Genomic DNA, 20776 nt, shown 5'->3' with positions numbered 1-20776 from the left:
TTTATTGCCTGTGTGTAGGCGCTGCGTTTCAGGCTAACGCCTTCAGCACGGCATCGATCTCATTCAATACACTGGCCTCGCCCCGCTCCCCCCAATACAAGGTGATCATTTGCTTGTCGGCCTCAACCTTGTAGACGTTGGCCGGCAACTTCCGGAAATGAATCAGCAACGACTCATCCTGACAAACCTCTCGCCATTGATTGACCCACACGCCTGGCGCACTTTGCCAATAAATCCAGCACGCCGGTTTATTGCCCCGCCGCGGACGATGATATTGCGCACACGGGCTGGGCGGCGCTGGCTCCAGCCAATGCGGCCACTCCTGCGGTGCCAGCTGCATGGCCAGGCCAATACGCCGCGCCTCCATGCGCAAGGCCATCTGCCCCCCCTGTTTACGCGAAGGCCGCAGCCATGCCAGCGGGCTCAGCACCACTGCGAGGATTGACACCACTATCCAGACCGTCATATCTGTACTCCCGATTCTTGATGGGCGGATTGACCCCAGTCAGAACCAATCCGCTTGAAACCAGCCATACTTACCGTTATCGCAATCCTCAGGAGGAGCACCTCATGCCCTACCACCATATTCTGGTCGCCGTAGATCTAACCGAAGAGTGCGATCCTGTGATTCACCGTGCTCGCGAGTTATCGGTCAGCAACGGTGCCAAATTGTCCCTGGTTCATATTGTCGAACCGATGGCCATGGCCTTTGGTGGTGACGTGCCGATGGACCTGTCGCAATTGCAGCAACAGCAATTCGACCAGGCCAAGGAGCGCCTCGAGCGCCTGATCAACAAATATCCTGAACTTTCCAAAGAATACAGCCACTTGACCTATGGCCAGCCACGCCAGGAAATCCATCATATGGCCAAGGAACAGGAATGCGACCTGATCGTCGTCGGCAGTCATGGCCGCCACGGCCTCGCACTGCTGCTGGGTTCCACCGCCAATGACGTGCTGCACGGTGCACCTTGCGATGTGCTGGCGGTGCGCCTGATCAAAAGCTGAATACGTCCAAATGGAGATCCAGTGTAGGAGCCGGGCTTGCCCGCGATGGGACCATTACAGGCAATGCAAAGACCGAGGTGACGCCATCGCAGGCAAGCCAGCTCCCACATAAAATCGCATTCCATATGAAAAGCCCGGCGCTCATTACTGAACGCCGGGCTTTTTCATAACAGGATCAATCAGGCATCCAGCTCGGCCCAGCGCTCGACCAATACGTCGAGTTCCGCTTGCAGTTGCTCAAGCTGCGCGATGACCTTGGCGGTTTCGGCAGCAGGACGCTGATAGAAACCGGCATCGGCCATTTCGGCTTGCACCTTGGCGATCTGCTGTTCCTTGGCATCGATATCGCCCGGCAACGCTTCCAGCTCGCGTTGCAGCTTGTAGCTGAGCTTTTTCTTGGCCACTGGCGCTTCTTGAGCCACCACGGGTGCAGGCGCTGCGGTGACGACCGCAGAGTTCAGGTCGGCCTTGCCGGATTTGCTCTCGGTCACGCCCAGCAGGCGCGGCGAGCCACCCTGACGCAGCCAGTCCTGATAACCACCGACGTATTCACGAACCTTGCCTTCACCTTCGAAGACCAGGGTACTGGTGACCACGTTGTCGAGGAATGCCCGGTCGTGACTGACCATCAGCACGGTGCCGTTGAAGGTCAGCAAGACCTCTTCGAGCAGCTCGAGGGTTTCCACGTCGAGGTCGTTAGTCGGTTCGTCGAGTACCAGCAGGTTAGCCGGTTTGCTGAACAACTTGGCCAGCAACAGACGCGCACGCTCACCACCCGACAACGCCTTGACCGGCGTGCGGGCACGCTGCGGGCTGAACAGGAAGTCGCCGAGGTAACTCAGTACGTGACGGCTCTGACCATCGATATCGATAAAGTCGCGACCTTCGGCGACGTTGTCGATCACGGTCTTTTCCAGATCCAGCTGATGGCGCAGCTGGTCGAAATAGGCCACATCGATGCGAGTGCCCTCTTCAACCGTACCGCTGGTCGGCTGCAAACCGCTGAGCATCAACTTCAGCAAAGTGGTTTTGCCGGTACCGTTGGCGCCCAGCAGACCGATACGGTCGCCGCGCTGCAGGACCATAGAGAAATCCTTGATCAGGAACGGGCCATCCGGGTGGGCAAAGCTGACGTTCTCGAGGACCATCACCTGCTTCCCGGACTTGTCAGCGGTATCCAGCTGAATATTGGCCTTGCCGGTCCGCTCACGACGCTCGCTACGCTCGACGCGCAGCGCCTTGAGGGCGCGAACTCGACCTTCGTTACGGGTGCGACGAGCCTTGATGCCCTGGCGGATCCAGACTTCTTCCTGGGCCAGCTTCTTGTCGAACAACGCGTTGGCGGTTTCTTCAGCGGCCAGCGTGGCTTCCTTGTGCACGAGGAAGCTGGCGTAGTCACCGTTCCAGTCGATCAGGCCGCCGCGATCCAGTTCCAGGATGCGGGTGGCCAGGTTTTGCAGGAAAGAACGGTCGTGCGTAATGAACAGCACGGCGCCCTGGAAATCCTTCAACGCCTCTTCGAGCCAGGCAATCGCACCGATGTCCAGGTGGTTGGTCGGCTCGTCGAGCAGCAGCAGATCCGGTTCGGAAACCAGAGCCTGCGCCAGCAGGACGCGACGACGCCAGCCGCCGGACAATTCGGCGAGGGTTTTGTCAGCCGGCAATTGCAGCCGGCTCAGGGTGCTGTCGACCAATTGCTGCAAACGCCAGCCATCGCGAGCTTCGAGGTCGTGCTGGACGTGCATCAGTTTGTCCAGATCAGCGTCGGTGACGATGTTCTGGCTCAGGTGGTGATACTGCGCGAGCAGCTCGCCCACACCGTCCAGGCCTTCGGCAACCACGTCGAACACTGTCCGCTCGTCGGCCACCGGCAGTTCTTGCGGTAATTCGCCGATCTTGAGGCCTGGTGCGCGCCAGACGGAGCCGTCATCAGGCTTCTGATCGCCCTTGACCAGCTTCATCATGCTGGATTTGCCAGTGCCGTTGCGGCCGATGATGCACACCCGCTCACCACGGGCGATCTGCCAGGACACCTTGTCCAACAACGGCATAGCGCCGAAAGCAAGGGACACATCGCTGAATTTGAGCAGGGTCATGAGCTTCTCCAAAAACCGGGCGCGCATTCTACCTGACTTGCGACGTCAGAAGGCCGGCATTTTCAATGTCGAAGCACTCTGCACAACATTTGTTGCGATCTTGTACCGACGAGCCGGCAAAGCTTTCGCCGGTTGCTGGCAAAAGGCTAAGCTATAAATAATCAGTGCTCGCATTTGCAGGCACTTGTCGTGTTTTTTCTGCCCGGATGTCTCATGCGCAGTCGCCTTTTCAGTTTTTTATCCTGTTTGCTTCTTTCTGCCGCTGCCGTTCAATCCGCCCAGGCGGTGGACTTGTCTACCCAACGCCAGTATTACGACGAAGCCAAGCGCGCCTTGGCCAAAGGCGATACCGGTCCGTATTTTCGCTACAGCCAGGAGCTGAGCGATTACCCGCTGGAGCCGTATCTGGCCTATGACGAGTTGACGGCGCGCCTGAAAACCGCGAGCAACGATGAAATCGAAAGGTTCCTCGCCGAGCACGGCGACCTGCCGCAAGCCAACTGGATGAAATTGCGCTGGTTGCGCTGGCTGGCTGAGCGGGGCGACTGGGCGACCTTCGTCAAATACTACGACCCCAAGCTCAATTTCACTGAACTGGACTGCCTCAATGCGCAATACCAGATCGGTCACAACCTCAAATCCGAAGGTTACGCCAACGCTGACAAACTCTGGCTGACCGGCAAATCCCAGCCTGAAACCTGCGACTCGTTGTTTGCGCAATGGGCCGCCGAGGGCCAACTGACCGAACAGAAACGCTGGGAACGCCTCAAACTCGCGGCTCACGCACGCAACTATGCGCTGGCCAACAGTTTGATCAACAACATGACCACCCTGGCATCGCGTGGGCGTTTATTGGTTGATGTCGCGCAAAGACCCGAAATGCTCGACCAGCCTTCGCGCTTCACCCCGGCCGATGAAGCCATGTCTGACATTGTCAGTCTTGGCCTGCGCCGCTTCGCGCGCCAGGATCCGGACCGGGCGATGGCCCTGCTCGACAGCTATGCCGTCAGCATGCATTTCTCTCGCGACGAAAAGGTCGCCATCGCCCGTGAAATCGGCCTGACCCTGGCCCGTCGTTTCGACAGCCGCGCCCTTGATGTCATGACCAAGTACGACCCGGAGCTGCGTGACAACACCGTATCCGAATGGCGCTTGCGCTTGCTGTTGCGCCTGGCGCGCTGGGACGAAGCCTATCAGTTGACCAGCCGCCTGCCACAGGATCTGGCCCTTACCAATCGCTGGCGCTACTGGAAGGCCCGCAGCCTGGAGCTGGCCCAACCACAAAACCCGGAAGCGCAAACCCTGTACAAGAGTCTGGCCCGTGAGCGCGACTTCTATGGGTTCCTTGCCGCTGACCGTTCGCAATCGCCTTACTCGCTGATCAACAAGCCACTGATGTTGAGCCCGGCGCTGATCAATAAGGTTCGCAATACACCGGGTATACGTCGGGCGCTGGAATTCCTTGCCCGGGGGCAGATCGTCGACGGGCGCCGCGAGTGGTATCACGTCAGCCGTCACTTTAGCCGTGACGAAATGGTTGCCCAGGCAAAACTGGCGTACGACCTGAAATGGTATTTCCCGGCGATCCGCACCATCAGCCAGGCGCAGTACTGGGACGATCTGGACATTCGTTTCCCGATGGCCCACCGCGATACCCTGGTACGTGAAGCCAAGGTCCGCGGCCTGCATTCGAGCTGGGTGTTTGCCATTACCCGCCAGGAAAGTGCCTTCATGGACGACGCCCGCTCCGGCGTCGGCGCCAGCGGCCTGATGCAGTTGATGCCCGGCACCGCCAAGGAAACCGCGCGCAAGTTCAGCATTCCGCTGGCCTCGCCACAGCAAGTGCTGGACCCGGACAAAAACATCCAGCTCGGCGCTGCCTACCTGAGCCAGGTCCACAGCCAGTTCAACGGCAACCGGGTCCTCGCCACCGCCGCCTACAACGCCGGCCCAGGTCGTGTTCGCCAGTGGCTGAGCGGTGCCAACCACCTGAGCTTCGATGTCTGGGTGGAAAGCATCCCGTTCGATGAAACCCGCCAGTACGTACAGAACGTGCTGTCTTACTCGGTGATCTACGGCCAGAAGCTCAATTCACCGCAACCGCTGGTGGATTGGCATGAGCGGTACTTCGACGATCAGTAGGAGCTGGCGCAGCCTGCGATCTTTTGATCCGGACTTCGGAAAGCTTTAGCATGAGGCGCTGACAAAAATGCCCGCATTGAAAGATGCGGGCATTTTTTGTGAAAGCCTACTTGGTCGGTTACTTGGTCGCTCCGTCGAAAAGATCGCCTTCTTCGGCGGCGCCTACAAACTGCAACGCCGCCAGCCGCGCATACAGCGCATTGCTGGCGAGCAGTTCCTGGTGTGTACCCACTGCTATCAGTTTTCCCTGGTCCATCACCGCGATCCGGTCGGCGTTCTTTACCGTGGCCAGGCGATGGGCGATGACCAGCGTGGTGCGGTTTTTCATCAGGCTGGGCAGTGCTTGCTGGATCAGGTGTTCACTTTGCGCATCGAGGGCGCTGGTGGCTTCGTCCAGCAGCAGGATCGGTGCATCCACCAATAACGCCCGGGCGATGGCCAAGCGCTGACGCTGACCGCCGGAAAGTCCGAGACCGCCGTCGCCCAGGTGTGTCTGGTAGCCATCCGGCATTTTTTCGATGAAGTCGTGGGCGTAGGCAATCTTCGCCGCTTCCTGGACCTGAGCCAGGGTCGCCGAGGGTTTGCCATAGCGGATGTTTTCTTCGATGCTGCCGAAGAACAGCGCCGGGTTTTGCGACACCAGCGCGAAACAACGGCGCAAATCCATAGGATCAAGTTGGGTCAGCGGCACGCCATCGAGCAGGATGCGGCCCGCGATCGGATCGTAAAAGCGCAGCAGCAGGTCATAAACCGTCGACTTGCCGGCCCCCGAAGGTCCGACCAGCGCGAGGGTTTCGCCGGCCTTGATGGCCAGACTCAAACCATCGATAGCGTAGCTTTCGGGCCGTGACGGGTAGGAAAAACGTAGATCTTGGAGCAGCAAATCGCCACGCACTCGATCAGGCAATGTCACTTGCCCCGAGACCGGTGGCTGGATGATGTTTTCCGAGCGCAGCAACTCGGCAATTCGTTCAGCCGCACCGGCCGCCCGCTGCAGCTCGCCAATCACTTCGCTCAAGGTGCCAAAGGCACTGCCGACGATCAGGCTGTAGAACACGAAGGCCGCCAGCTCACCCGCGGAAATGCGCCCGGCGATCACGTCCATGCCGCCGACCCAGAGCATCACCGCGACCGCCCCCAGCACCAGCATGATCACCAGGGTAATCAGCCAGGCGCGCTGGACGATACGTTTGCGTGCGGTATCGAAAGCCTCTTCCACGGTGACGGCGAAGCGCTGCTCGTCCTGCACCTGATGGTTATAGGCCTGCACGGTCTTGATCTGGCCGAGCGATTCCGACACATAGCTGCCGATGTCGGCAATGCGATCCTGGCTCAAGCGCGACAGGCGGCGAACCCGGCGACCGAAGATCAGAATCGGTGCGATCACCAATGGCAGCGTCACCACCACAATGCTGGTGAGTTTCGGGTTGGTGATAAACAGCAGCACGACTCCGCCGATGACCATCAGCAAATTGCGCAGGAACAGCGACAGCGACGAGCCGATCACCGATTGCAGCAGCGTGGTATCGGCCGTCAGACGCGACTGGATCTCCGAGCTGCGGTTGTTCTCGTAGAACCCCGGGTGCAGGTAAATCAAATGATTGAACACCTGTTGACGGATATCGGCCACGCAACGCTCACCGATCCACGACACCAGGTAAAAACGCATGAAAGTGCCGATCGCAAGGCCCAACACCAGCAACATGAACACGCCGATGGACTGGTTGAGCAACTGCGGTGACTGGGTCATGAAGCCCTGGTCCACCAGCAGGCGAATGCCCTGCCCCATGGACAAGGTAATGCCGGCAGTGACTATCAGCGCCAGCAAGGCACCGAGCGCCTGCCAACGGTAAGGTGCAACAAAACGACTGGCCAGGCGAATCGCACGGCGGTGACGGGCAGACAGCATCAGGATCATCCGAAAGCGCTAACTGAAAGAATCAACCTGGCCAAGCCTACACCGGTCGATCCGCCGCAACGCTGTAAATCACAATGAGTCAGGTTAAATATGACCGCTGACAATAGAGCCTAGATGTTATCGGTCTAAAGTCCGGCTAGAAGTCCCGGGTTATTTCTGATGGTCTGGTATTGCCGCCTTGTCCCCTGTAGGGAGTTGTCACAGCCTGGTCATTTGGTGGCTCTACAGTAAATGCACAACCTGATGAGGAGACAGGCCATGTCCTTGCAAAACAGCAGCGATGACAAGATTCAAGTGATCCGCACCCGGCCAGACCAGTCTCTGGGATGCTCCATCATTGACGCTCAAGGGCGCGAAGTACCGATCACTGAAGATATGATCCAGAGTGCGTGTCGCGAACTGGAACAACGGTTGGTCAAGCCTGCCAAGCAAGATTGATACGTAGCCTTACGTCTTCCGACCCGGCTCTGAAAGCCGGGTTTTTTATTGCTTATTTTTGGGGGCGCTGCGCGCCCCATCGCGGGCAAGCCTTGCTCCTACAGTTCGCGCTGATCTGCAGGAGCAAGGCCTGCCCGCGATGAGGTCGACTCGGTCCTAGACAGCCATTGCCCCCAGCGCCGCCACCATTTGCCGCAACGCCGGCGACTCGCCCTCAATGCGTACCTTCAGCCCGTCAATCTCACGCCGTTCAGGGTAATGCTTGCGCAGCAAGTCAAACGCCGTGCGCTGTTCGGCACCGCTGACCACCAGGCTACGGCGGAAATCCGCGTCATCACGACGCGGGTCGTACACGCCACGGCAGACCATCGCCAAGGCCCAGGCCGGATCACAGCTGGCGTTCAAGTGGACTTGCGCCAGCCACGGTGCCGGCAACAATTCATCAAGGGAGACCTGGGCCGGCTGCCCGAGGAACTGGCAAAACGCCTGATAGATCTGCGCGGTCCCGCGCTGCTTGCCGTCGAGGCTGTAACCGGCGATATGCGGGGTGGCGATCACACACAACTCGGCCAAGCCGATATCGACGCTCGGCTCGCCTTCCCACACGTCCAGCACCGCTTGCAGGTCTTCGCGCGCGAGCAACACTTCACGCAGCGCAGTGTTGTCCACCACCGGACCTCGGCTGGCATTGATCAGCCAGGCGCCAGGCTTGAGCTGGTTCAAGCGGCTTTGGTCAAACAGGTGCCAGGTCGAATGCTCGGCGTTGTTGCTCAACGGAGTGTGCAAACTGATAACGTCGCATTGCCCGATGATCTGCTCCAGGCTAACGAATTCGCCGCCTTCGGCCGCCTGACGCGGCGGATCGCAGACCAGCACCTTCCAGCCCAGACCTTGCAGGACCTTGACCAGCCGACCACCGACTTCACCGGCACCAACCACCCCGTAAGTGCGCTCGGCCAGCTCGACACCTTCGATTTCGGCCAGGGTCAGCAGGCTGCCCAACACGTAGTCGACCACGCCTCGGGCATTGCAACCCGGCGCGCTGGACCAGGTGATGCCGGCCTGCTGGAAGTAATCCAGATCCAGGTGATCCGTACCAATAGTGCAGGTGCCGACAAACCGCACGTTGCTGCCTTCGAGCAAGTCGCGGTCGACGTTGGTCACCGAGCGCACCAGTAGCACATCGGCCTGTTCGACAGTGGCACGGTCGATAGAGCGTCCCGGTACGCGGCGTATTTCACCGAAACCTTCAAAGAACGCATCGAGCAGCGGGATATTTTCGTCGGCAACAATCAGCATGGCAGGCTCCTTTGGCGGATCGGCAGTGTAGGCGTAGATGAAGGTGATGAGCCAGCAGGCAATGCACTACTTGTGGCGAGGGAGCTTGCTCCCGCTGGACTGCGTAGCAGTCCCATTTTTAGGGCCGCTTCGCGCCCCAGCGGGAGCAAGCTCCCTCGCCACTGGGATGTCGAAACGTCCGGCAACCGATTACAAATCCCTAACACAGGATTTTTCCTGACTGCGGCGTCAACGCGTAGAATGCGCCGCCCCGCGCATCAATCCTCTCTGGACGCTTCGCCTGTGAATTCCGTAACTGACAGCCTCGCCGCTACTCCCCTCAACCGCCCGGCCCGGGTTCGCCTGGAGCTTAAAAACCTGCTTGGCCTGGCGCTGCCGATCATGATCGCGCAACTGGCAACCACCGCCATGGGTTTCGTCGATGCAGTGATGGCGGGCAGAGTCAGCCCACGGGACCTGGCTGCGGTCGCACTGGGTAATTCGATCTGGATTCCGATCTATCTGCTGATGACCGGGGTTCTGCTGGCCACCACTCCCAAGATCGCCCAACGCTTCGGCGCAAAGCAGCACGACGAAATTGCGCCTCTGGCACGCCAGGCCTTGTGGCTGGCACTCTGTGTCGGACTGACAGGCAGTGGCCTGCTGCTTAGCGCCGAGCCGATCCTGCACTGGATGAAAGTCGACCCGCAGTTGATTGAGCCGAGCATGGGCTACTTGCACGGTATCGCCTTCGGTTTTCCCGGCATTGCCTTCTACTACGTACTGCGCTGTTACAGCGATGCAATGGGCCGCACCCGTCCAAGCATGGTCATTGGCGTGGGTGGTTTATTACTGAACATTCCAGTGAACTACGCGCTGATCTATGGCCATTTCGGCCTGCCGGCCCTCGGCGGCGTCGGTTGCGGCTGGGCCAGCGGCATCGTCATGTGGTTCATGGCGCTGAGCATGGCCGGCTGGACCCGCTGGGCGCCCTTCTATGCCCCCACGCGTGTGTTGGTGCGTTTCGATCGTCCGCAGTGGGCGGTGATCAAACGCTTGGTCGGCATCGGCCTGCCGATCGGTATCGCGGTATTTGCCGAGTCCAGCATCTTTGCGGTCATCGCCCTGCTGATCGGCAGCCTCGGTTCAACCGTCGTGGCCGGGCACCAGATCGCCCTGAACATCAGCTCGCTGCTGTTCATGATTCCTTATTCCCTGGGGATGGCAGTCACCGTACGGGTGGGTCAGGCACTAGGGGCCGGGAACCCGTATCAGGCGAGCTTCGCGGCGAAGGTCGGCCTCGGCGCGGCGCTGGTGTTTGCTGCATTCTCGGCGAGCCTGATTCTGCTTCTGCGCGAACCCATCGCCTCGATTTACACCGCCGACAAGACTGTCATCCAGATCGCCTCGATGCTGATCGTCTATGCCGCGCTGTACCAGTTTTCCGATGCTATCCAAGTGATCTGCGCCGGCGCCCTGCGCGGTTATCAGGACACCCGGGCGACCATGATCCTGACGTTGTTCGCCTATTGGGGGATCGGCCTGCCGGTGGGATACGTGTTGGGGTTGACCGACTGGTTCGGCCCGGCCAGCGGCCCGAGCGGGCTGTGGGAAGGTCTGATTGCAGGCCTGAGCTGTGCGGCGCTGATGCTCTCGATCCGCCTGACGCGCAGTGCGCGCAAGCGAATCCGCATCAGTCGGGCAGCGAGTTAAGCGACGGTAAAAAGAAGGCCTGCAAACGCAGGCCTTTTTTCGGGTCCGTTAATCGGACTTCTTGCGAATCCAGTATAGATAGGTCCCGGCATCTTCCTGTTGCTCGACCAGCTCATGGCCAAGAAACACGCAGAACTTCGGGATATCGCGACGGGTCGACGGGTCGGTGGCGATCACCTTCAGCAGGCCGCCAGCTGGCAGGTCGCGCACGTGCTGGTGCAGCATCATCACCGGCTCCGGGCAATTGAGGCCGGTGGCGTCGAGGGTGCCGTCTACCGGCGTATCAATCATTTCACTCATGACTCACTCCTGAAACTGGCCGGCATTGTCGCGCAATGTCGGCTCACTTAACAGATCGTACAACGCGTAACTGTGGCGAGGGAGCTTGCTCCCGCTCGGCGGCGAAGCCGTCGTAAAACCTGTGCACCCGGTGTTCGTGCCTGTTGCTACTGGGGCGCTGGTTTCAGGGCTGCTTCGCAGCCCAGCGGGAGCAAGCTCCCTCGCCACACAAACCCCCGCGGATAGAAATCAGCGGGTTTTCGGTTTCTTTACGTCATGCCGGCGCAAATGGCAGGTCACTTCTTCGCGGTCGTGGTACAGCTGTTTGCAGCCGATATCGACCCGAATGCCACGCGCCTTGAAGCCTTCTGCAATGCGCTCAAGCAAGCGCTTCACTTCGGCATAACGTTGCTTCATCGGCAGCTTCAGGTTAACCACCGCCTCGCGGCAATGCCCCTCGCCGATCCACTCTTCCAGCATCGCCGCGTTGCGCGCCGGCTTCTCGACGATGTCGCAGACCATCCAGTCCACCGGTTGCTTGGGCTTGAAGGTAAAACCGTCCGCCATCAAGTGCTGAACCAGCCCGGTGTCCATCAGGCTTTCAGCCATCGGACCGTTATCGATCGCCGTCACCAGCATGCCGCGATTGACCAGCTGCCAGGTCCAGCCGCCCGGCGCGGCGCCAAGGTCGACACCGGTCATGTCGCTGTGCAGACGCTCGTCCCACTGATCACGCGGGATAAAGTGGTGCCACGCCTCTTCCAGCTTCAGGGTCGAACGGCTCGGCGCTTCACGCGGGAACTTCAGGCGCGGAATGCCCATCGGCCACATCGCCGAGTTGTTGGCTTCGGCCAGGCCGACGAACACTTCACGGCCGCTTTTGAAGGTCAGCAGCAAACGCGGCTTGTTGGCGTCTTCCACCAGCTTGCCGGCACCGGTCAGCGCCTTGCGCAGCGGACCTTCGAATTTCTTGCAGAAGTTCGACAGCTCTTTGCCGTCGTTGGTATCGACCACTTCCAGCCACAGGCTGCCGCACGTCGGGAAGCTCGCCAGATGGGCGAGGATCACGCTGATGCGGTCGGTTTCCGGCAGATCGATGAAGATCCCGCGCGCCCATTGGCGCGGAAAAATCAGCTCGGCGAAACGCTGGCCGCGCATCAGGCGCTCGGCGCCATCTTCTTCGGTGCAGACAAACTCGGCGCAGGCGCTGGCGGCTTTAGCCTTGGCATAACCGGCCACGTTCAGCCGCGCGGCGTGTTCGGAAATCTCGGAACAGACTTCGCCTTCGAAGCCCGGCCGGCAATGCATAAAGAGGGTGTTCATTCTTACTCCTGGGCAGATGGCGAGACATTCAACCACTGCGCGATGCCCAGACTTGCGTTGAAGCAAAGCCTGTCACGAAAACCGGCGCATGATAGCCGAGTTCGCAACGCCGGACTTGTCCATAGCGTCCGGTTATTAGCCTTAATGTCCAAACAGGGCTAGGTTAAGAACTCTGTCTGTCCCGCCAGTCCGTAGCCGTGCGGACCCAAAGGAGTCATTTCAATGCCGTCCCTCGATAGTCTGAAGACCCTTAAAACGCTGAAAATAGACGACAAGACCTACCATTATTTCAGCTTGCCGGAAGCCGCAAAGTCCTTGGGCGATCTCGACAAGCTGCCGATGTCGCTCAAAGTGCTTCTGGAAAACCTGCTGCGCTGGGAGGACGAAAAAACCGTCACCGGCGCCGACCTCAAGGCCCTCGCCGCCTGGCTCAAAGAACGGCGCAGCGATCGGGAAATCCAGTACCGCCCCGCACGCGTGTTGATGCAGGATTTCACCGGTGTACCGGCGGTGGTCGACCTCGCGGCCATGCGCGCCGCCATGGCCAAGGCCGGTGGCGATCCGCAGCGAATCAATCCGCTGTCGCCGGTGGACCTGGTGATCGACCACTCGGTGATGGTCGACAAATTCGCCAGCAGCACGGCCTTCACCCAGAACGTTGACATCGAAATGCAGCGTAATGGCGAGCGTTACGCCTTTCTGCGCTGGGGCCAGAGCGCCTTCGACAACTTCAGCGTGGTGCCGCCGGGCACGGGCATCTGTCACCAGGTCAACCTGGAATACCTTGGCCGCACGGTGTGGACCAAGGATGAAGACGACCGCACCTATGCCTTCCCCGATACGCTGGTGGGCACCGATTCCCACACCACCATGATCAACGGCCTCGGCGTACTCGGCTGGGGCGTTGGCGGCATCGAAGCGGAAGCGGCGATGCTCGGCCAACCGGTGTCGATGCTGATCCCGGAAGTGATCGGTTTCAAACTCACCGGCAAGCTCAAGGAAGGCATCACCGCCACCGACCTGGTGCTGACCGTCACCCAGATGCTGCGCAAGAAAGGCGTGGTCGGCAAATTCGTCGAATTTTACGGTGATGGCCTCGCCGAGTTGCCGCTGGCGGATCGCGCAACCATCGCCAACATGGCCCCGGAATACGGCGCCACCTGCGGCTTTTTCCCGGTGGACGAAGTGACGCTGGAGTACCTGCGCCTGTCCGGTCGGCCCAGCGCCGTGGTCAAACTGGTCGAGGCCTACTGCAAAACCCAGGGCCTGTGGCGTCTGCCCGGCCAGGAGCCGGTGTTCACAGACAGCCTGGCGCTGGACATGAGCAGCGTCGAAGCCAGCCTCGCCGGCCCCAAACGCCCGCAAGACCGGGTGTCGCTGCCAAATGTCGCCCAGGCGTTCACTGACTTCCTCGGCCTGCAAGTCAAGCCTGCCCGCCCCACCAGCAAGGAAGAAGGTCGCCTCGAAAGCGAAGGTGGCGGTGGCGTCGCGGTCGGCAATGCCGATCTTGTAAGCGAAGCGGACTACGAGTACGAGGGCCAGACGTATCGGCTGAAAAACGGTGCCGTGGTGATTGCCGCCATCACCTCGTGCACCAACACCTCCAACCCGAGTGTGATGATGGCGGCCGGGCTGGTGGCCAAGAAAGCCGTGGAGAAAGGCCTCAAGCGCAAACCGTGGGTGAAGAGTTCTCTGGCGCCGGGCTCCAAAGTGGTTACCGACTACTACAAGGCCGCCGGCCTGACCCAATACCTCGATGAATTGGGCTTTTCACTGGTCGGCTACGGCTGCACCACCTGTATCGGTAACTCCGGGCCGTTGCTGGAACCGATTGAAAAAGCCATCCAGAGCTCCGACCTGGCCGTCGCCTCGGTGCTGTCCGGCAACCGCAACTTCGAAGGTCGCGTGCACCCTCTGGTGAAAACCAACTGGCTGGCCTCCCCGCCGCTGGTCGTCGCGTATGCCTTGGCCGGCAGCGTGCGCATGGACATCAGCAGCGAGCCGCTAGGTGAAGGCAAGGATGGCAAACCGGTGTACCTGCGGGACATCTGGCCGAGCAGCAAGGAAATCGCCGACGCCGTGGCGCAGGTCGACACCGCGATGTTCCATAAGGAATACGCCGAGGTGTTTGCCGGAGACGCGCAGTGGCAAGCCATCGAAGTCCCGCAAGCGGCGACCTACGTCTGGCAGAAGGATTCCACCTACATCCAGCATCCGCCGTTCTTCGATGACATTTCCGGCCCCCTGCCGGTGATTCAGGACATCAGCGGTGCACGCATACTGGCGCTGCTCGGCGATTCAGTGACCACCGACCACATCTCCCCCGCCGGCAACATCAAGGCCGACAGCCCGGCCGGACGTTACCTGCGTGAACAAGGTGTGGAACCGCGAGACTTCAACTCTTATGGCTCACGTCGCGGCAACCATGAAGTGATGATGCGCGGCACGTTTGCCAACATCCGCATTCGCAACGAAATGCTTGGCGGCGAAGAAGGCGGCAATACGCTCTACATTCCAACCGGGGAGAAACTGGCGATCTACGATGCCGCCATGCGTTATCAAGCGGCGGGCACCCCGCTGGTGGTGATTGCGGGTCAGGAATACGGCACCGGTTCAAGCCGTGACTGGGCGGCCAAGGGTACCAACCTGTTGGGCGTCAAAGCGGTGATTGCCGAGAGCTTCGAACGGATTCACCGTTCCAACCTGGTGGGCATGGGCGTGCTGCCGCTGCAATTCAAGCTCGACCAGAACCGCAAGAGCCTGAACCTGACCGGCAAGGAGACACTCGACATTCAAGGGCTGACGGGCGTCGAGCTGACACCGCGCATGAACCTGACGCTGGTGATCACCCGCGAGGATGGCAGCAGCGAGAAGGTGGAGGTGTTGTGCCGGATCGACACGTTGAACGAAGTGGAATACTTCAAGGCGGGAGGGATTCTGCATTATGTGTTGCGGCAGTTGATTGCTTCATAATGTCGCACTGACAAAAACACCGTCTTCGGACGGTGTTTTTGTTTGAGTCGCGAACGTCCCTTTAATCGCACCGCTTCCTGTGGGAGCGAGGTGGCTCGCAGAATCTCAGACACAAGGATTTCACATGATTGCTCTGCCATGGCTCTATCTGGCACTCCTCTCCATCGGCTACGCACTGGCCCTGATCTACAGCCACCTCGGCTGGCTGGCGGCCATTTCCGTCGGGTTGTTAGCGTTTGCCGGCTTTGCCGTTCGCCAACCACAGATCCAGGTCGGCCGCGTCCTGGGTCACGGCCTGTTCGTTTTCCTCGCGGTAGCGCTGGCCATGCACTGGCTTCCCGGTTTCTACAACGGTCGCGGTATCGGCCCGGAACGCTTCAGCGCGGATGCCGTGCCGTTTTCCATGTACCTGAATCTGGACAAACCACTGATTGGTTTCTGGCTGTTGCTGGTGTGCCCGTGGATTGTCGGTCGCCGCTCCCTGCGTCTTTCACTGTATGCCACCGCCGCGGCACTGACCTTGAGCGCGCTGGCCGCTCTTGGTGGTGCGCTGCTGCTGGGTATGATCAGTTGGGCACCGAAGTGGCCCGATAAAGCCTGGCTCTGGGTGCTGAACAACCTGCTGTTGGTGACGCTGGTCGAGGAGGCGCTGTTTCGCGGTTACATCCAGGGCGGTTTGAGTCGCTGTCTGAAGAACCTGCGCTACGGCGAACACCTCGCCCTGCTTGGCGCCACAGTGTTGTTCGGTCTGGCGCACCTCGGCGCTGGCTGGCAATGGGTACTGCTGGCGAGCCTTGCCGGGTTCGGTTATGGGCTGGCGTACCGTTTCGGTGGGCTGGGGGCCGCCATCGCCACGCACTTTGGCTTGAATCTGCTGCACTTTGGCCTCTTTACCTACCCGATGCTGGCGGGTTGAAGGTCAAGGAATGTGCGCCAGCGCTGAATATTGAAAAATAATTTCAATTTATGCCTGGTACTGCCGACACCCTGTCAAAGCCTTGCGGATTGAAAAAGCCATGCGTAATAACCAGCCCATTACACAACGCGAACGGACCTTTCCGGCTCAGCAACGGTTGATTTCCACGACCGATGCCAAAGGCGTGATCACCTACTGCAACGATGCTTTCGTCGAAATCAGCGGGTTTTCTCGTGAAGAGCTGATCCGTGCACCGCACAACCTGGTCCGTCACCCCGACGTTCCACCTGCGGTCTTCGCGCACATGTGGGGCACACTGAAACAAGGCTTGCCATGGATGGGCATTGTCAAGAATCGCTGCAAGACCGGTGACCACTACTGGGTTAACGCCTATGTCACACCGGTATTCGACGGCAATCAGGTGGTCGGTTACGAGTCGGTGCGGGTCAAGCCCAGCGCCGAGCAGATCCGCCGCGCCGAAGCACTCTACCAACGCATCAATCAGGGCAAGTCGGCGATTCCTCAAACAGACAAGTGGCTGCCGGTGCTACAGGACTGGTTGCCGTTCATTCTGGTCAGCCAGCTGAGCTTCATGATCGGCGCCACACTCAACTCGCAGTGGGGTTTTGCGCTGGCCGCCGGCCTGTCCGTGCCGCTTGGCCTGCTGGGCTTGAGCTGGCAACAGCGAGGCCTCAAGCGCTTGCTGCGCCTGGCCGAGCAGACCACATCCGACCCGCTGATTGCGCAGATGTACACCGACAGCCGCGGCGCTCAAGCGCGCCTGGAAATGTCGATCCTCAGTCAGGAAGCGCGCCTGAAAACCTGCCTGACTCGCCTGCAAGACACCGCCGAGCACCTGAACGAGCAAGCTCGACAGTCCGACACCCTGGCGCACAAAAGCTCGACCGGCCTGGAACGTCAGCGCGTCGAAACCGAGCAAGTGGCGACCGCCGTCAACCAGATGGCCGCCACCACCCAGGAAGTCGCCAGCCACGTGCAACGCACCGCTGACGCGACCCAGGAAGCCAATCGCCTGACCGGTCGTGGCCGTGACATCGCCGGTGAAACCCGTGACGCGATCCAGCGCCTGTCGGTGGTGGTCGGCGAAACCGGCCTGACCGTGACCCAACTGGCCAAGGACAGCGACGAAATCGGCGGCGTGGTCGACGTGATCAAAGGCATCGCCGACCAGACCAACCTGCTGGCCTTGAACGCCGCCATCGAAGCGGCTCGTGCCGGTGAGATGGGCCGTGGTTTTGCGGTGGTTGCCGACGAAGTAAGGCAACTGGCGCAACGCACCAGTGAATCGACCGGGCAGATTCACACCCTGATCGCCAAGCTCCAGCAGACCGCCAGCACCGCGGTGCAAACCATGGAAGCGGGTCACCGTCAGGCTGAAGAAGGCGTGGCGCGGGTTCTGGAGGCCGATCAGGCTCTGGTGGGTATCAGCGAAGCGGTGGCCAATATCACCGACATGACCACCCAAATCGCTGCCGCGACCGAAGAGCAAAGTGCAGTAGCCGAAGAGATCAGCCGCAACATCAGCACCATTGCGCAACTGGCCGACCAGACCTCGGAACAGGCACAGAACTCGGCGTTACTGAGTGAAGAGCTGACCAAAACCGCGAATACCCAGTATTCGTTGGTAGAGCGGTTTAACCGCTGATCGTTGCTGGCAAATACAAAAACCCGGGAGGTGATGCTTCCGGGTTTTTTATTGCCAATGCAAAGACGATGTCGACTATGGCGCAGCCATCGCGGGCAAGCCTTGCTCCTACAGGTATGTATCGTGCCCAAATCATCAGGCAACCCTAAAACCTGCAGGAGCAAGGCTTACCCGCGATGAGGCCCTGACTGCCACCACAAAAACTCACAGGAGAAATGCTGCTACCTTGCTGGCCGCAGCCGCCAAATGCTGTTCATGAGTAAAGCCCGAAGCCTTCAACGGCTTCAAATCATGATCGCCAGCCACCAGCCAAAGCACCTCAATACTCGGCGCTAACGTATAACCCTCGACCGCCTCACGATTCCCCAACGCATCCCGCTCACCCTGCACAATCAGCGTCGGGGCTTTGAGCCCGGCCAGATGCTCGACTCGCGGCTTCTCCGGTTTGCCCACCGCGTAAAACGGATATCCCAGACACACCAGCGCATCCGCGCCCAACTCATCGGCCAGCAAACTGGCCATGCGCCCGCCCATGGACTTGCCGCCAATGGCCAGACGCCCAGCGACATGGCGTCGCACCACGGCATACACATCACGCCAGCATTCGAGCAATTTGGGCGTCGGATTCGGTGGACGCTTGCCACCGTCGATGCGCCGTTGCGCCATGTACGGAAACTCGAAACGCAACACGTTGACGCCAAGCCCGGCAAGGCGTGCGGCGATGTCGCTCATCCAGTCACTGTCCATCGGTGCGCCGGCGCCATGGGCGAGAATCAGCGTCGCCGATGCCGGCACCGAGGCGGCGTCCCACAGCCATCCGCGATCCTGCACGCACTGCGCCCATTGATCCCCGTCAATACTGGCCTTGTGCTGTTTGTCCATGCTTGCCTCGCTTTTAATCTGCCTATAACTCCAGGCGAAGGGAGCGTCATCGCCTCGCGCGGACGCTTTCACTTCGGCTGAACCGTGGATGGGGAACCATGAACACTTCTTTAAGTACCGCCTATAACTACAAGGTGGTCCGCCAATTCGCCATTATGACGGTGGTGTGGGGCATCGTCGGCATGGGGCTCGGGGTTTTTCTCGCGGCTCAATTGGTCTGGCCTGAACTCAACTTCAATTTGCCCTGGACCAGCTTCGGCCGTTTGCGCCCGCTGCACACCAACGCGGTGATCTTCGCGTTCGGCGGCTGCGCCCTGTTCGCAGCCTCCTTCTATTCGGTGCAACGTACCTGCCAGACGCAGCTGTTCGCGCCGAAAATCGCCGCATTCTGCTTCTGGGGCTGGCAGTTGGTCATTGTCCTGGCCGCCATCAGCCTGCCGCTGGGCTACACCACTTCCAAGGAATACGCCGAGCTGGAATGGCCGATCGCCATTTTGATCGCCATCGTCTGGGTCGCCTACGGCGTCGTGTTCTTCGGCACACTGATGAAGCGCAAGACCAAGCACATCTACGTCGGTAACTGGTTCTTCGGTGCGTTCATCATCACCGTGGCCATCCTGCATATCGTCAACCACGCCTCCCTGCCGGTGAGCTGGACCAAGTCCTACTCGGCCTACGGCGGTGCGACGGATGCCATGGTGCAGTGGTGGTACGGGCACAACGCGGTAGGGTTTTTCCTCACCGCCGGTTTCCTCGGGATGATGTATTACTTCGTGCCGAAACAGGCCGAACGCCCGGTGTACTCGTATCGCCTGTCGATCGTGCACTTCTGGGCACTGATCACCCTGTACATCTGGGCCGGCCCGCACCACTTGCACTACACCGCGCTGCCGGACTGGGCGCAGTCGCTGGGCATGGTGATGTCGCTGATCCTGCTGGCACCGAGCTGGGGCGGGATGATCAACGGCATGATGACCCTCTCGGGCGCCTGGCATAAGTTACGCAGCGACCCGATCCTGCGTTTCCTCGTGGTGTCCCTGGCGTTCTACGGCATGTCGACCTTCGAAGGGCCGATGATGGCGATCAAGACGGTCAACGCCCTCTCCCACTACACCGACTGGACCATCGGCCACGTACATGCCGGCGCACTCGGCTGGGTGGCAATGATTTCGATCGGCGCGCTGTACCACATGATCCCGAAAGTCTTCGGCCGCACGCAGATGCACAGCCTCGGCCTGATCAACGCGCACTTCTGGCTCGCCACCATCGGCACCGTGCTCTACATCGCCTCGATGTGGGTCAACGGCATCGCCCAGGGCCTGATGTGGCGCGCGGTCAACGAAGACGGCACGCTGACCTACTCCTTCGTCGAAACCCTGGTGGCCAGCCACCCAGGTTACGTCGTGCGACTGGTGGGCGGCGCGATCTTCTTCAGCGGCATGCTGCTGATGGCTTACAACACCTGGCGCACCGTGCGTGCCGCACAGCCAGCCGAAGTCGCCGCCGCGGCGCAGATGGCCTGAGGAGTCCGCCATGAAACACGAAACGATTGAGAAAAACGTCGGCCTGCTGTTGCTGCTGATGGTCTTCGCGGTGAGCATCGGCGGTCTGACCCAGATCGTCCCGCTGTTCTTCCAGGACGTCACCAACAAGCCGGTCGAAGGCATGAAGCCTTACACCGCGCTGCAGCTTGAAGGTCGCGACATCTACATCCGCGAAGGTTGCGTGCAATGCCACTCGCAGATGATTCGCCCGTTCCGCGCCGAGACCGAGCGCTACGGCCACTACTCGGTAGCCGGTGAAAGCGTCTGGGATCACCCGTTCCTGTGGGGCTCCAAGCGCACCGGTCCGGACCTGGCCCGGGTCGGCGGTCGCTACTCGGAAGACTGGCACCGGGCGCACTTGTACAACCCGCGCAACGTCGTGCCGGAGTCGAAGATGCCCGCCTACCCATGGCTGGTGGCCAACGCGCTGGACAGCAGCCACACCAAAACCAAGTTGCAGGTCATGCGCACCCTCGGCGTTCCGTACACCGACGAAGACATTGCAGGCAGCGTCGAAACGCTCAAGGGCAAGACTGAAATGGATGCGCTGGTCGCCTACCTGCAAGTGCTCGGCACTGCGATCAAGAGCAAGAGGTGAGC

General features: G+C 60.3%; 16 protein-coding genes. 9 read left to right on the top strand and 7 right to left on the bottom strand.

The window, feature by feature from the left end:
* Positions 1-28 precede the first annotated feature (28 nt).
* The gene (locus AABM55_RS10080) at positions 29-466 is read right to left on the bottom strand and encodes a hypothetical protein (protein WP_054593194.1); all 438 of its coding nucleotides are present in this window, start codon (positions 464-466) and stop codon (positions 29-31) included.
* A 104-nt stretch (positions 467-570) separates the two neighbouring features.
* Between AABM55_RS10080 and AABM55_RS10075 the strand changes: the two genes are divergently transcribed.
* Positions 571-1008: a universal stress protein gene (locus AABM55_RS10075; protein WP_019689573.1), complete on the top strand. Its 438-nt coding sequence runs from the start codon at positions 571-573 to the stop codon at positions 1006-1008.
* Between the two features lie 179 nt (positions 1009-1187).
* On the opposite strand, the gene AABM55_RS10070 is transcribed toward AABM55_RS10075, so the two are convergent.
* Positions 1188-3104: an ATP-binding cassette domain-containing protein gene (locus tag AABM55_RS10070; protein WP_054593195.1), complete on the bottom strand. Its 1917-nt coding sequence runs from the start codon at positions 3102-3104 to the stop codon at positions 1188-1190.
* Between the two features lie 213 nt (positions 3105-3317).
* On the opposite strand from AABM55_RS10070, the gene AABM55_RS10065 reads away from it, so the two are divergent.
* Entirely contained in the window at positions 3318-5246 is a 1929-nt protein-coding gene (locus AABM55_RS10065; RefSeq protein ID WP_054593196.1) for a transglycosylase SLT domain-containing protein, read from the top strand.
* 118 nt (positions 5247-5364) lie between these two features.
* Here AABM55_RS10065 and AABM55_RS10060 read toward each other — a convergent pair whose 3' ends face one another.
* Positions 5365-7164, bottom strand: a complete 1800-nt coding sequence (locus AABM55_RS10060; protein WP_162491266.1) for an ABC transporter transmembrane domain-containing protein — start codon at positions 7162-7164, stop codon at positions 5365-5367.
* Between the two features lie 258 nt (positions 7165-7422).
* Between AABM55_RS10060 and AABM55_RS10055 the strand changes: the two genes are divergently transcribed.
* Complete coding sequence (locus tag AABM55_RS10055) at positions 7423-7602, top strand: PA1571 family protein (RefSeq protein WP_019689567.1); 180 nt, start codon at positions 7423-7425, stop codon at positions 7600-7602.
* Between the two features lie 156 nt (positions 7603-7758).
* Here the strand turns inward: AABM55_RS10055 and pdxB are convergent, their stop codons facing one another.
* Complete coding sequence (pdxB, locus tag AABM55_RS10050) at positions 7759-8901, bottom strand: 4-phosphoerythronate dehydrogenase PdxB (RefSeq protein ID WP_347929449.1); 1143 nt, start codon at positions 8899-8901, stop codon at positions 7759-7761.
* Positions 8902-9183: 282 nt separating this feature from the next.
* Here pdxB and AABM55_RS10045 point away from each other — a divergent pair, with 282 nt between their 5' ends.
* On the top strand, positions 9184-10593 hold the full coding sequence (locus tag AABM55_RS10045; protein ID WP_347929448.1) for an MATE family efflux transporter: 1410 nt from the start codon (positions 9184-9186) through the stop codon (positions 10591-10593).
* Between the two features lie 48 nt (positions 10594-10641).
* Here AABM55_RS10045 and tusA read toward each other — a convergent pair whose 3' ends face one another.
* Positions 10642-10893: a sulfurtransferase TusA gene (gene tusA, locus AABM55_RS10040; protein WP_054593199.1), complete on the bottom strand. Its 252-nt coding sequence runs from the start codon at positions 10891-10893 to the stop codon at positions 10642-10644.
* A 228-nt stretch (positions 10894-11121) separates the two neighbouring features.
* The gene (rlmM, locus tag AABM55_RS10035) at positions 11122-12195 is read right to left on the bottom strand and encodes a 23S rRNA (cytidine(2498)-2'-O)-methyltransferase RlmM (protein ID WP_347929447.1); all 1074 of its coding nucleotides are present in this window, start codon (positions 12193-12195) and stop codon (positions 11122-11124) included.
* 222 nt (positions 12196-12417) lie between these two features.
* Between rlmM and acnA the strand changes: the two genes are divergently transcribed.
* From acnA to AABM55_RS10020, 3 genes are all read left to right on the top strand, one after another.
* Complete coding sequence (acnA, locus tag AABM55_RS10030; protein WP_054593201.1) at positions 12418-15168, top strand: aconitate hydratase AcnA; 2751 nt, start codon at positions 12418-12420, stop codon at positions 15166-15168.
* A gap of 124 nt (positions 15169-15292) precedes the next feature.
* Positions 15293-16084, top strand: coding sequence for a CPBP family intramembrane glutamic endopeptidase (locus tag AABM55_RS10025; RefSeq protein WP_054593202.1), 792 nt, complete (start codon positions 15293-15295; stop codon positions 16082-16084).
* A 100-nt stretch (positions 16085-16184) separates the two neighbouring features.
* Positions 16185-17750 (top strand): PAS domain-containing methyl-accepting chemotaxis protein, encoded by a 1566-nt coding sequence (locus AABM55_RS10020; RefSeq protein WP_054593203.1) that lies wholly within the window; start codon positions 16185-16187, stop codon positions 17748-17750.
* A gap of 204 nt (positions 17751-17954) precedes the next feature.
* On the opposite strand, the gene AABM55_RS10015 is transcribed toward AABM55_RS10020, so the two are convergent.
* Complete coding sequence (locus AABM55_RS10015) at positions 17955-18632, bottom strand: alpha/beta family hydrolase (protein ID WP_347929446.1); 678 nt, start codon at positions 18630-18632, stop codon at positions 17955-17957.
* Between the two features lie 98 nt (positions 18633-18730).
* On the opposite strand from AABM55_RS10015, the gene ccoN reads away from it, so the two are divergent.
* Both ccoN and ccoO read left to right on the top strand, forming a co-directional pair.
* A complete protein-coding gene (gene ccoN / locus AABM55_RS10010) occupies positions 18731-20155 on the top strand; it encodes a cytochrome-c oxidase, cbb3-type subunit I (protein WP_054593205.1) in 1425 nt (474 codons plus the stop codon).
* Positions 20156-20165: 10 nt separating this feature from the next.
* Positions 20166-20774 carry a cytochrome-c oxidase, cbb3-type subunit II gene (gene ccoO / locus AABM55_RS10005; protein ID WP_054593206.1) on the top strand — a complete coding sequence of 203 codons (609 nt, stop codon included), beginning with the start codon at positions 20166-20168 and terminating at the stop codon, positions 20772-20774.
* The last annotated feature ends 2 nt before the right edge of the window (positions 20775-20776 follow it).

Origin of the sequence: Pseudomonas helvetica (assembly GCF_039908645.1) — a bacterium.
In the GTDB taxonomy this organism is placed as follows: Bacteria; Pseudomonadota; Gammaproteobacteria; order Pseudomonadales; family Pseudomonadaceae; genus Aquipseudomonas; species Aquipseudomonas helvetica.
This window is presented reverse-complemented; position numbering and strand designations above follow the sequence as displayed.

Excerpts from the sequence above, each read along its gene's own strand:
- AABM55_RS10015 (WP_347929446.1), bottom strand. The coding sequence starts at position 18,632 with ATGGACAAACAGCACAAGGCCAGTATTGACGGGGATCAATGGGCGCAG.
- AABM55_RS10075 (WP_019689573.1), top strand. The coding sequence starts at position 571 with ATGCCCTACCACCATATTCTGGTCGCCGTAGATCTAACCGAAGAGTGC.
- rlmM (WP_347929447.1), bottom strand. The coding sequence starts at position 12,195 with ATGAACACCCTCTTTATGCATTGCCGGCCGGGCTTCGAAGGCGAAGTC.
- acnA (WP_054593201.1), top strand. The coding sequence starts at position 12,418 with ATGCCGTCCCTCGATAGTCTGAAGACCCTTAAAACGCTGAAAATAGAC.
- AABM55_RS10080 (WP_054593194.1), bottom strand. The coding sequence starts at position 466 with ATGACGGTCTGGATAGTGGTGTCAATCCTCGCAGTGGTGCTGAGCCCG.
- AABM55_RS10060 (WP_162491266.1), bottom strand. The coding sequence starts at position 7,164 with ATGATCCTGATGCTGTCTGCCCGTCACCGCCGTGCGATTCGCCTGGCC.
- ccoO (WP_054593206.1), top strand. The coding sequence starts at position 20,166 with ATGAAACACGAAACGATTGAGAAAAACGTCGGCCTGCTGTTGCTGCTG.
- AABM55_RS10070 (WP_054593195.1), bottom strand. The coding sequence starts at position 3,104 with ATGACCCTGCTCAAATTCAGCGATGTGTCCCTTGCTTTCGGCGCTATG.
- tusA (WP_054593199.1), bottom strand. The coding sequence starts at position 10,893 with ATGAGTGAAATGATTGATACGCCGGTAGACGGCACCCTCGACGCCACC.
- AABM55_RS10020 (WP_054593203.1), top strand. The coding sequence starts at position 16,185 with ATGCGTAATAACCAGCCCATTACACAACGCGAACGGACCTTTCCGGCT.
- AABM55_RS10065 (WP_054593196.1), top strand. The coding sequence starts at position 3,318 with ATGCGCAGTCGCCTTTTCAGTTTTTTATCCTGTTTGCTTCTTTCTGCC.
- ccoN (WP_054593205.1), top strand. The coding sequence starts at position 18,731 with ATGAACACTTCTTTAAGTACCGCCTATAACTACAAGGTGGTCCGCCAA.
- pdxB (WP_347929449.1), bottom strand. The coding sequence starts at position 8,901 with ATGCTGATTGTTGCCGACGAAAATATCCCGCTGCTCGATGCGTTCTTT.
- AABM55_RS10025 (WP_054593202.1), top strand. The coding sequence starts at position 15,293 with ATGATTGCTCTGCCATGGCTCTATCTGGCACTCCTCTCCATCGGCTAC.
- AABM55_RS10055 (WP_019689567.1), top strand. The coding sequence starts at position 7,423 with ATGTCCTTGCAAAACAGCAGCGATGACAAGATTCAAGTGATCCGCACC.